Raw genomic sequence first — 10,269 nt, forward strand, 5'->3', positions numbered from 1 at the left:
GAGGGTGCGTGCAGTGGTCGGCGTCGCGAAGGTGCGCGAAGTCACCCAGGATCTGACCCTCGGCGGCATCCTGCGGGGTGTGTCATGAGACGCGCCCTGCCGATGCCCGCACCGGTCGACGCCACGAGAACGCCCGCAGTGGCCGGCGTCGCGGGGGTGCGCGCGGTGGTCAGCAAGACGAGGGTGCGTGCAGTGGTCGGCGTCGCGAAGGTGCGCGAAGTCACCCAGGATCTGACCCTCGGCGGCATCCTGCGGGGTGTGTCATGAGACGCGCCTTTACCGCCGCCCTGGCCGCCGCAGCCGCCGGCGTCTGCCTCCTCGCCGGCGGCTGCGGCCTCCCGCTTCCCGGCGGGGCGCCGGCCGGGGCCGGGTACCGGGTCACCGCCGAGTTCGAGGACGTCCTCGACCTCGTGCCGCAGGCGGCGGTCAAGGTCAACGACGTCACCGTCGGCAGCGTGGAGCAGATTTCGCTCGCGGGCTGGACGGCTCGGGTGCGGCTGCTGGTCGATCAGAAGGTGCAGCTGCCGGCCAACGCCACGGCGGCGATTCGGCAGAGCAGCCTGCTCGGCGAGAAGTACGTGGCGCTGGAGACGCCGGCCACCGAGTCGCCGCAGGGGCGCCTCGCCGACGGGGCGGTGGTGCCGTTGAGCCGGACCCGGCGCTCGGCCGAGGTCGAAGAGGTCCTGGCCGCGTTCGGCATGCTGCTCAACGGCGGGGGACTGGCCCAGCTCAAGACCATCAACGCGGAGCTGGCGACCGCGTTCCAGGGGCGCGAGCCGGCCGCCCGCGACGCGCTGCACCAGCTTGACACGTTCGTCAGCGGGCTCGACGCGCAGAAGGCCGACATCGTGCGCGCGCTGGACGCGCTCGACCGGCTCACGGACTCACTCGCAAAGCAACGAGCCGTCATCGGTACCGCACTGTCATCGCTCGCACCGGGGCTCACCGTGCTCGAGGACCAGCGCACACAGCTCACCGCCACCCTGACCGCGCTCGGCGACCTCGGGAAGGTCGGCACGCAGGTCATCGCGGCCAGCCGGGACGACACGCTCGCGTCGCTCAAAGCGCTGCAGCCGCTGCTGCAGCAGCTTGTCAAGGCCGGTGACGCGCTGCCGAAATCGCTCGACTTCCTGCTGTCGTTCCCGTTCCCGCCGAACGTCAGCGGCGCGATCGTCGGTGACTACGTCAACCTCGGCGCGACCGCGGACCTGGACGCGACCACGATCCTGTCGAATCTGCTCGTGAACACCGCCCCGCCCGCGGCGCAGACACAGAAGCCGGCGGGCGGCGCGCAGCCGAAGACCGGCGGCTCCGGCGGTACCACCACGGGCAACTCCGGTTCTGGAAACTCGAACCAGAAGCCTCCCGTGGACGTCCCCGCCGTGATCGGCGTGCTGCCGCTGAGCTGCCTGCCGGTCGGTGGGCTCCTGCCGCCGGGCTGGGTGCCGCCGAAGGGCTGTGAGCTGCCGAAGGACTGCAAACTCCTGGCACCGGGGACGCCGGCGCCGCCCGGAAGCCTGCTGCCGAAGGGCGGGGTCGTGCCGCCGGGGACCGTGTTCCCGCCCGGCACGCTGCTGCCGCCCGGTTTCGCGCTCTCGCCGGCCTGCCTGCTGCCGCCCGCGACCGGAGCGACCAACGGGCAGCAGGGCGGGCTCGGCGACGTGCTGGGCGGGGGGCTGCTGCCGTGATTCGCCGGTCGACGAAGCTGCAGGTGCTGGCGTTCCTGGTGGCCGGGCTCCTGGGGGTCGTGTACGTCGGGCTCGAGTACGTCGGGCTCGGCGATCGCCTCCTCGGCCGCGGCACCACCGTCTACGCCGACCTGGCGCAGGCCGGTGGCCTGTTCGCGAACGCGCCGGTCACCTACCGGGGCGTGCCCGTGGGCCGGGTCGAGTCGGTGACCCTCCATGATGGCGGCGCGCGGGCCCGGCTCCACCTCGACGACGGCGTGCTGGTGCCGGCCGGCACGCGCGCGATCGTCGGGCAGCGCTCCGCCGTCGGTGAGCAGTTCCTCGATCTGCGCCCGGACGGCGACGCCGGTCCGTATCTGCGCGACGGCTCCGTGATTCCGGCCTCGCGGACCGGTATCCCGCTCGCACCGGAGACGCTGCTGGCGAATCTGGACGCACTCGTGCAATCCGTCGACCCGCAGGCGCTGACCGTGGTGATCGACGAGCTCGGCACGGCGTTCGAGGGCAACGAACAGGCGCTGCGACACCTGCTCGACGCCACCGAACTGTTGCTCGATTCGGCCACGGCGACGCTGCCGCAAACGCACACACTGCTCACCGACGGACGCACGGTCTTGCAGACACAGCAGGAGTCGGCGCGGGCGATCCGGCAGTGGGCGGCCGGACTGGCCCAGATCGCGGCGACGCTGCGCTCGTCCGACGCCGACCTGCGCCGAATCATCGCCGACGCGCCGCCGGCCGCCCGGCAGCTCGTGTCGCTCCTCGACGGCCTCGATCCGTCGATCGGCCCGCTGCTGGGCAACCTCATCGCGGTGAACGGGGTCGCGGCCCGCCGGCTGCCCGGCATCGAGCAGATCCTGGTGGTGTACCCCCTGGCCGTGGCCGGTGGCTTCACGGTCACCCCGGGCGACGGCACGGCCCACTTCGGCCTCGTGCTCAACGTGAACGACCCGCCGCCGTGCAACTACACGACCTCGAACAAGTGCGACCTGGTCCGCGGCACCGGCAACGCACCGCGGCCCGGCACATCGGGCGACCCCGGCGCGCCGGGCGACCCCGGGCCGCCGTCCGTCGACCCCGCGACCGGAACCGTGCTCGCCGCCGACGGCAATCCGTTGCTGTTCGGCACCACCGGCGGTCAGTACGCGCTCGCCGGCGACCAGTCCTGGAAACAGCTTCTACTCGCCGGCCTCGCGCCGTGAAGGAGGATCCCGTGTCCGCACCTGAGGAGCGCGGCCTGCGGCTGGTGCCGGGCGGCGCCGACTCCGAACTCGCCCCGCGCAGCGTCCGGCGGCGGGCCGCCACCCGCCGCCGGCTCCCGGCCGCCAAGCGCCGGGACACGATCGCCAACGTCCTGGCCCACCTGGACGAGGAGCCCGAACTCCTGTCCGCGGACGAGTCGGACCGGGATGAGTCGGACCGGGACGAGGCCGCGGACGCGGCCGAACTCCAGCAAGACGTTGCTCCAGACGAGGATGACGCCGGGAAGCGTCTTCGTCGGCGAGCGGCGCCGCACCGACGGGGGCCCGCCCGGCCGGTGCGGCGCCGTCTCGCGAAGCCCTCGCCACGGCGTCCCGTCGGCTCCGCGCGGCGGCGTCTCACCCGGCCGTCGCCGCGTACCGTCCTGCTGGCGCTGCTCGTCTGCGCCGCGCTCGCCGCGGCCGGGGTGCTCGGGCAGCGCTGGTACGCCGGCCGCAGCCTGGAGCAGGCCCACCAGCAGGCCGTCGCCGCGGCCAAGCAGACGACGGTCGACTTCGTCTCGGTCAGCGCCGGCAGCGTCGACCGCGACCTGCAACGGATCGTGGCCGGCGCGACCGGTGACTTCCGTGACGAGTTCACCCGCGGCCAGGCCCAGGTCCGGGCGGCGGTCGTGGAGAACAACGTCGACTCGAAGGGCACGGTGCTGCGGGCCGCGCTGGTGTCCGGGGACAAACATGCGGCGGTGGTACTGGTAGCCGTCGACGCCACCGTGAAGAACGCCAAGGCCCCGGACGGCCGCGCCTCGCACTACCGCATCCAGGTCGACATGGCCCGGGACCGCGACTCGGGCCGCTGGCTGGTGGCGAAGCTCCAGTTCGTCGGCTGACCGCTGAGGAGGTACCAATGAAGCGTATTCTGTTTGTGGTTGTGCTCCTGCTGGCGGCGGCGTCCGCGGGCTGGTATTTCTCGGATCGGCAGCACCGCCGGGATGTGGCCGTCCGCCAGTCCACGGCCGCCGCCAACGCCGCCGCGCAGGCGCTGTTCTCCTACGACTACCGCAGTTTCGACGCGAGTGTCGCCAACGGCAAGGGCTTCGCGACGGGCGGGTTCGCCGACGAGTACGCCCAGACGACGGCCGCCCTGAAGCGCAACGCGGTCGCGGAGCAGGCGATCGTCCGGGCCTCGGTCTCGGCGACGGGCGTCGTGACGGCCGGCCCGTCCCAGGTCGAACTGCTGCTGTACGTGGACCAGTATCGCCGCAACGCGAACATCACCGGCGAGAAGGTCGACCAGAACCGGGTCGTGCTCACCATGGTTCCGGTCGCCGGCACGTGGAAGGTGTCCCACGCCATCGCCGTCTGACCGATCATCACAAAAAAAGAAACCGGTTGCGCGGTAGCGGCGGTTGGGTATCGGGTGGGGACATGGACGTCAATGAGATCCTCGCGCGGTTCGACCGGGAGATCCGGCAGCAGCCGCAGGAGGGGCCGGGGGCCGTGGTCGAGCGCGGGCCCGGGGTGGTGCGGGTGGTGTGCGGCGACGACGGCTGGTCCGGGATCACCTGGTCCGGGCTCGGCGGGCTGGATGCCGACGCGGTCATCGCCGAGCAGGTCCGGCGGTTCGCCGGGGTGCCATGGGAGTGGAAACTGTACTCCCACGACGAGCCCGCGGACCTGGCCGACCGGCTGCTGGACGCCGGGTTCGAGCCGGGCCCGCCCGAGGCGCTGCTCGTCGCCGAGGTCGACGCCCTGCCGCAGGCCGCCGCGCCGCCGGACGGGGTGCGGCTGGAGCCCGTCACCGGCACCGGCGGGGCCGAACTGGTGGTCCGGGTGCACGACGAGGTCTTCGGCGGCGACCACTCGGCGATCGGGCGGCACCTGCTGGACCGGCCCGACGAGGTGAAGGCGGTCGTCGCGATGGCGGGGGACCGGCCGATCTGCGCGGGGCGGATCGAGCTGCACCGGGGCACGGAGTTCGCGAGCCTCTGGGGCGGCGGGACCGCCGAGGACTGGCGCGGCCGCGGCGTCTTCAAGGCCGTCGTCGCCTACCGGGCGGCCCAGGCCGCGCAGGCCGGGTACCGCTATCTGCAGGTCGACGCCAGCGACGACAGCCGGCCGATCCTGCAACGGCTCGGCTTCGTCCGCCTGGCCACAACGACGCCGTTCGTGCACGCCTGATGGAGGATCGCGCATGAGTCACAAGTCGCGGCTGTTCGCCGTCATCATCGACGTCGCCGCGGAGGAGCGCGACGCCGCCACCCGGTTCTGGGCGGCGGCGCTGGGGGCCGACGCGGCCGTCGAAGCGCACGAGCCGCAGTTCACCAGCCTGGCCGGCGGGATCATCAAGGCGGCCCTGCAGCAGATCGAGGGCGACGCTCGATACCACCTCGACTTCGAGACCGACGATCTCGACGCCGAGGTGGCCCGGCTGCGGGGGCTGGGCGCGGTGCCCGTGTCGCGATACCTCGACTGCCACGTGCTGCGCGCCCCCGGCGGCCACCTGCTCTGCGTGATCCCCGTCCACGGCGACCGCGCCGACTTCGACGCCACAGCGCGCGTCTGGGACTGAGACGCAACCGCGCGTGTCTGAGACCGAGACGTCACGGCGCCTGTCCGGGAGTGCGACGCGACCACGCGTATCCGGACAGAGACGCCACCGCGCGTGTCCGGACTGAGACGCCACGGCGCGTGTCCGGGAGTGAGACGCGCGGTCAGGACTGCTGCTGCCGGCGGGCCCGGACGTGGCGCGTGATGAGCGTGCCGGCGCAGGCCAGGACGATGACGCCGGAGACGACGCCGAGGATCGGGTTCACCGTGGACAGCGCGGCGTTGAGTACGGCGGCGACGGCAAGGGCCGTCCAGAGCAGCGTGTTGGTGCGGCGGTCGTTCGTCATGATGCCCTCCTGAGTGCTGCGGTTCGTTCGACACCTATGACGGTATGAGCCGGGCCGGGCGGAATCGATGCCGTGCGCTGCCCAACGCCGGTACAGCAGGCTGTACCTCCGGCGCATGGTTGCTCGGCGTGGCTCGAGGCCTCGGTCCCGTGAGGTCGCAGCGGAAGGTGTGGCGTTAAGCTGAGCCCCGCGCGGCCGGTGCGGAGGCGCTGATTGTGTGCTCAGCCCCTTTGAGGCGCGGCCCGGACGCGCGGATTGTGAGGGGTGTGGTGGAGGCTCGTCTCCGCGCCGCATTTGGGAAACGAGGCCGGGCCGCGCTCGACGCGCTCGCGCGGCTCGTCGGCGGGCTCGGCACGGCCATGCTCGCGCTCATCGCACTGCTGACCTGCGTGGTCACGCTGCTCGCGAGTGTCGTCGGCGTCGGGCTGCTGATCGCGCCGTTCGCGGTACGACTGCTGCGGGTCGTCGCCGACCGGGAGCGTGACCGGCTCTCCCGGACCGGGCCGGAGCTGCTCGGAAACCTGCCCGCGCCGACCGGCGTCCGCGCGGTGTTCACCGACGTCGTGGTCCGCCGGGAGCTGCTCTGGGCCGCGATCCACGGCACGGCTGGGCTCTTCATCGGCATCTTCGGCATCGCGCTGCCGGTCAACGTGCTGCGTGACGGCTCGTTCCCGCTGTGGTACCGGTTCGTGCCGCTCGAGGGGCGGACCGCGTCGATCGGGTTCGGCGTGGTGCACACGCTGACCGGGGCGCTGTGGGTGTCGGCGCTGGCGCTGGTGTGGCTGTTCCTGCTGTTCTACGGCACGCCGGTGCTGGCCCGGGTGCAGGCGGCGCCGGGGCGCGAACTGCTCGCGCCACCGCCCGGGACCGACCTGATGCTGCGGGTGGCCGAGCTGACCGCGACCCGGGCCGCGGCGCTGGACGCCCACGCGACCGAGCTGCGCCGGATCGAACGGGCGCTGCACGACGGCACCCAGAATCGGATCGTCGCGGTGAACGTGCTGCTGGGGGCGGCCCGGCGGGCCGTCAGCCGGGACCCGGCGACCGCCGACGAGATCCTGGAGCGGGCCCAGGGCGCGGCCGAGGCGGCCCTGGCCGAGCTGCGGGCGGTGGTCCGGACCATCCTCCCGCCGGTGCTCACCGACCGCAGCCTGCCCGACGCGCTGCGCTCCCTGGCCGCGAACTGCGCGGTCCGGGTCGATGTCGACGCCGAGCTGCCGGTGCGTTGCGCGGCGTCGGTGGAGGCGACGGTGTACTTCGTCGCGGCCGAGGCCCTCACCAACGTCGCCAAGCACAGCGGCGCCGAGCACGCCACGCTCCGGCTGCGCCGCACCGGGGACCGGCTCCACCTGACCGTCACCGACGACGGGCACGGCGGCGCCGACGAGCACGCCGGGTCGGGCCTGACCGGCATCCGCCAGCGGGCCGCGGCCCACGACGGCACCGTAGACCTGACCAGCCCGGTGGGCGGTCCGACCATCCTGAAGGTGAGCATCCCGTGCGGATCGTGATCGCGGAAGACGACGCCCTGCTGCGCGAGGGCCTGGCGATGTTGTTGCGGGCGGAGTCCCTCGACGTGGTGGCCACGGCCGACAACCCGACGACGTTCCTCGCGGCCGTCGACGAGCACAAGCCGGACGTGGCGATCGTGGACGTGCGGATGCCCCCGACCCACACGGACGAGGGCATCGTGGCCGCCGTCGAGGCCCGCCGCCGCCGGCCGGACCTCGCGGTGCTGGTGCTGTCGGCGTACGTCGAGCAGGCCTTCGCGACCGACCTGCTCGCCGTGGGCGGTGCGCGGCTCGGGTATCTGCTGAAGGAGCGCGTCGGGCGGGTCGAGGAGTTCCTCACGGCCCTGCACCGGGTCGCGGACGGCGGCACCGCGATCGACCCGGACGTCGTGGCCCAGCTGCTGAGCCGCAGCCGCCCCGACGCCCGCCTGGAGCGGCTCAGCGCCCGGGAGCGCGAAGTCCTGGCCCTGATGGCCGAGGGGCTGGGCAACGCGGCGATCGCCGAGCGGCTGTTCGTCACCGACGGGGCCGTGCACAAGCACATCCGCAGCATCTTCGCGAAGCTGGAGCTGGCCCCCGACGACCGCACGGACCGCCGGGTGGCCGCGGTGCTCCACTACCTGGAGGCCTCCTGATCCCGGCCGTGGTGCGGCCGGCGCTACCCCTGGCGCAGCCGGTTGATGGCGGTGAGCAGCTCGGCCTGGGTGATCGGGCCCGACGTCCGGCCGGTGCGGGCCTCGCCCATGGCCTTGTCGAGCTGGGCGCGGCGCAGCGCCTCCTTCAGGTCCGCGCCGGTCAGGCCGGTGGCCGCCGCGGCCAGGGCGTCGGTGTCGACGTCGGGGGCGAACATCCGGAATCCGGCGTTCTCGTGCCGGTGGATGAGGGCCCGGATCTGCTTGGTGAGGATCTGTGCACGAGCGGCCGGACCCGGCAGTGGTACGGCCAGCTTCAGATCGAACCGCCCCGAGCGCACGAGGGACGCGTCGACCCGGTCGGGGAAGTTGGTCGTCGCGACGACGATGACGTTGGGGTTGGCGTCGATGAGCGTGTTCATCTCCTGCTTGAAGATGCCGGCCACCGCGTTGATCATCTGCCCGGCGGCGTCGAACGCGGCCCCCGTGTAGCTGATGATCGAGTCGAACTCGTCGAACAGCAGCACCGTCGGCCGGCGCAGGCCGCGGGCCTCGGTGAAGATCCGCTGGATGTTCTTCTCGGAGTTGCCGACCCACTTGTCGAGGATCTCCGGGGTGCGGATTTCGCGCAGGTCGCCGTCGATCTCGTTGGCGAGGGCCTGGGCCAGCATCGTCTTGCCGGTGCCGGGCGGCCCGTAGAGCAGGATGCCCTGCGGCCGGGTCGCGCCCCAGCGGGCCAGGACCTCCGGATGCCGGAACGACACGGCGACGTCGCGGAACTGGGCGACGACGTCCTCGAGCCCGCCGACGTCGTCGAGGCGCACACCCTCGGGCCCGGCCTCGGCCCCGGCCGCCGGGCTCACCGTCACCGGGCCGTTCGTGCCGGTCACCTGCATGATCGCGAGGACCAGGGCGGCGAGCGAGGCTGAGCGCAGTACCAAATCCGGACCCTGTTCTTGCACGTGAACCGCGGGGTCGTCGACGTCGGCGGCCCGGACCGGCCGGGTGCCGCGGGCGACGCCGATCGCGATGATCGTGCCGAGGACCGCCCCGGGCAGGCCGAGCAGCCGGAACAGCGCCCCGCCGGCCGCGCCGCCCGCGAACAGCTTGGCGAACGCGGGCAGGCTGAACGCGCCGCGCACCCACCGGGCCCGGTAACCGTCGGCCTCCACCGTGATCTCGATGCCGCGATGGGGCAGGTCGTGCCCGACCGCGTCCCCGGCGGTGAGCAGGTGCCCGTCGACGATCCGCACGATCCGGCCGCCGACGTCGACGACCTCGATCGCGGGGCGCAGCTCACGCTCGGTCATGTGTTCGAGTCTGCCACGGGATGGACGGCGCGGCAGCGCTCCCGGTTCTTGGCTCCGGGCCCGCCCGATCGGACAAAACGGGGATACTGGACATGGCTCCGAAGGTCTGGACATGAAACATCGCCGGAGTAACGTGCCGGGGATACGAGAGGGGTGGCATGCTCGAACGGTTCAACGGCCTCGCGCCCGAGGCCGCCGAGGAGGCGCTGCTCGCCTGCTGTGCCTCGCCGGACTGGGCGGCCCGGGTCGCCGCCGCCCGGCCCTACCAGACGCCGGCCGACCTGGTGGTCGCCGGCGTCACCGCATACGACGAGCTGGGCTGGGCCGATCTGCAACGGGTGCTCGCGGCCCATCCGCGGATCGGGGAGAAACCGGCCGGCGACGGCGCCGATGCCGCCTGGTCCCGCCGCGAGCAGTCCGGCGTCCGGGGCGCCGACGACGAGCTCGCCCGGGTCAACGAGGCCTACGAGGACCGCTTCGGCCACCTGTTCCTGATCTTCGCCTCCGGCAAGTCGGCCGCCGAGGTGCTCGCCGCCGCGCGCGGGCGCCTGGGCAACGACGACGAGACCGAGCGCGTCGTCGTCCGCGGCGAGCTGCGCAAGATCGTCGAGCTGCGGCTGGAGCGAATGGCGGACGCGGCGGCATGAGCGGTTCCGAGCGCAGCGAGGAGGCCGCGAACCAGGGGCGCAGCTTCGGCTCAGGCGGCCGGAGCGGAGCGGAGGCCGCATGAGCGTTTCGACACACGTCCTGGACACCGCCCGGGGCATTCCCGCGGCCGGGGTGCCGATCCGGCTGGAGACGACCGACCACATCTTCGTCGGTGACGGGCTCACCGACGCCGACGGGCGGCTGCGCTGGGACGACGTCGGCACCGGCCGCTACCGGCTGGTCATCGACACCGCGGCCTACCTCGGCCCGGACGCGTTCTTCCCCGAGGTGGCCATCGCGTTCACCATCGCCGATGCCCGCCACCACCACGTGCCGCTGCTGCTGAGCCCGTTCGGCTACTCGACCTACCGGGGGAGCTGAGCGCGC

Annotated in this window: 13 protein-coding genes; 11 read left to right on the forward strand and 2 right to left on the reverse strand. The window is 73.0% G+C overall.

The features are described from left to right. The first annotated feature begins 84 nt into the window (after positions 1 to 84). The 7 genes from ACIA8L_RS16850 to ACIA8L_RS16880 all read left to right on the forward strand — a co-directional run bounded on the left by ACIA8L_RS16850 (position 85) and on the right by ACIA8L_RS16880 (position 5,456). Entirely contained in the window at positions 85 to 267 is a 183-nt protein-coding gene (locus ACIA8L_RS16850; RefSeq protein ID WP_395905232.1) for a hypothetical protein, read from the forward strand. Continuing rightward, the gene (locus tag ACIA8L_RS16855) at positions 264 to 1,688 is read left to right on the forward strand and encodes an MCE family protein (RefSeq protein WP_395905234.1); all 1,425 of its coding nucleotides are present in this window, start codon (positions 264 to 266) and stop codon (positions 1,686 to 1,688) included. Before ACIA8L_RS16850 ends, ACIA8L_RS16855 begins: the two co-directional genes overlap by 4 nt. Then, positions 1,685 to 2,890 (forward strand): MCE family protein, encoded by a 1,206-nt coding sequence (locus ACIA8L_RS16860; protein ID WP_395905235.1) that lies wholly within the window; start codon positions 1,685 to 1,687, stop codon positions 2,888 to 2,890. Before ACIA8L_RS16855 ends, ACIA8L_RS16860 begins: the two co-directional genes overlap by 4 nt. A gap of 11 nt (positions 2,891 to 2,901) precedes the next feature. Next, positions 2,902 to 3,774 (forward strand): hypothetical protein, encoded by an 873-nt coding sequence (locus tag ACIA8L_RS16865; RefSeq protein ID WP_395905237.1) that lies wholly within the window; start codon positions 2,902 to 2,904, stop codon positions 3,772 to 3,774. Between the two features lie 17 nt (positions 3,775 to 3,791). Further along, on the forward strand, positions 3,792 to 4,250 hold the full coding sequence (locus ACIA8L_RS16870) for a hypothetical protein (RefSeq protein ID WP_395905239.1): 459 nt from the start codon (positions 3,792 to 3,794) through the stop codon (positions 4,248 to 4,250). 62 nt (positions 4,251 to 4,312) lie between these two features. Next, positions 4,313 to 5,065, forward strand: a complete 753-nt coding sequence (locus ACIA8L_RS16875; RefSeq protein ID WP_395905241.1) for a GNAT family N-acetyltransferase — start codon at positions 4,313 to 4,315, stop codon at positions 5,063 to 5,065. Positions 5,066 to 5,078: 13 nt separating this feature from the next. Next, entirely contained in the window at positions 5,079 to 5,456 is a 378-nt protein-coding gene (locus ACIA8L_RS16880; RefSeq protein ID WP_395905243.1) for a VOC family protein, read from the forward strand. A 142-nt stretch (positions 5,457 to 5,598) separates the two neighbouring features. Here ACIA8L_RS16880 and ACIA8L_RS16885 read toward each other — a convergent pair whose 3' ends face one another. After that, entirely contained in the window at positions 5,599 to 5,781 is a 183-nt protein-coding gene (locus ACIA8L_RS16885; protein WP_395905245.1) for a hypothetical protein, read from the reverse strand. Positions 5,782 to 6,047: 266 nt separating this feature from the next. Between ACIA8L_RS16885 and ACIA8L_RS16890 the strand changes: the two genes are divergently transcribed. After that, positions 6,048 to 7,292 (forward strand): sensor histidine kinase, encoded by a 1,245-nt coding sequence (locus ACIA8L_RS16890; RefSeq protein WP_395905247.1) that lies wholly within the window; start codon positions 6,048 to 6,050, stop codon positions 7,290 to 7,292. Then, the gene (locus ACIA8L_RS16895) at positions 7,280 to 7,927 is read left to right on the forward strand and encodes a response regulator (protein ID WP_395905249.1); all 648 of its coding nucleotides are present in this window, start codon (positions 7,280 to 7,282) and stop codon (positions 7,925 to 7,927) included. The genes ACIA8L_RS16890 and ACIA8L_RS16895 overlap by 13 nt, the downstream gene beginning before the upstream one ends. A 23-nt stretch (positions 7,928 to 7,950) precedes the next feature. Here the strand turns inward: ACIA8L_RS16895 and ACIA8L_RS16900 are convergent, their stop codons facing one another. Then, positions 7,951 to 9,234, reverse strand: a complete 1,284-nt coding sequence (locus ACIA8L_RS16900) for an AAA family ATPase (RefSeq protein WP_395905251.1) — start codon at positions 9,232 to 9,234, stop codon at positions 7,951 to 7,953. A 158-nt stretch (positions 9,235 to 9,392) separates the two neighbouring features. On the opposite strand from ACIA8L_RS16900, the gene uraD reads away from it, so the two are divergent. Further along, on the forward strand, positions 9,393 to 9,881 hold the full coding sequence (gene uraD / locus ACIA8L_RS16905; protein WP_395905253.1) for a 2-oxo-4-hydroxy-4-carboxy-5-ureidoimidazoline decarboxylase: 489 nt from the start codon (positions 9,393 to 9,395) through the stop codon (positions 9,879 to 9,881). Positions 9,882 to 9,960: 79 nt separating this feature from the next. After that, a complete protein-coding gene (uraH, locus tag ACIA8L_RS16910; RefSeq protein ID WP_395905255.1) occupies positions 9,961 to 10,263 on the forward strand; it encodes a hydroxyisourate hydrolase in 303 nt (100 codons plus the stop codon). The last annotated feature ends 6 nt before the right edge of the window (positions 10,264 to 10,269 follow it).

It is taken from the genome of Dactylosporangium sp. NPDC051541 (genome assembly GCF_044454505.1).
In the GTDB taxonomy this organism is placed as follows: Bacteria; Actinomycetota; Actinomycetes; order Mycobacteriales; family Micromonosporaceae; genus Dactylosporangium.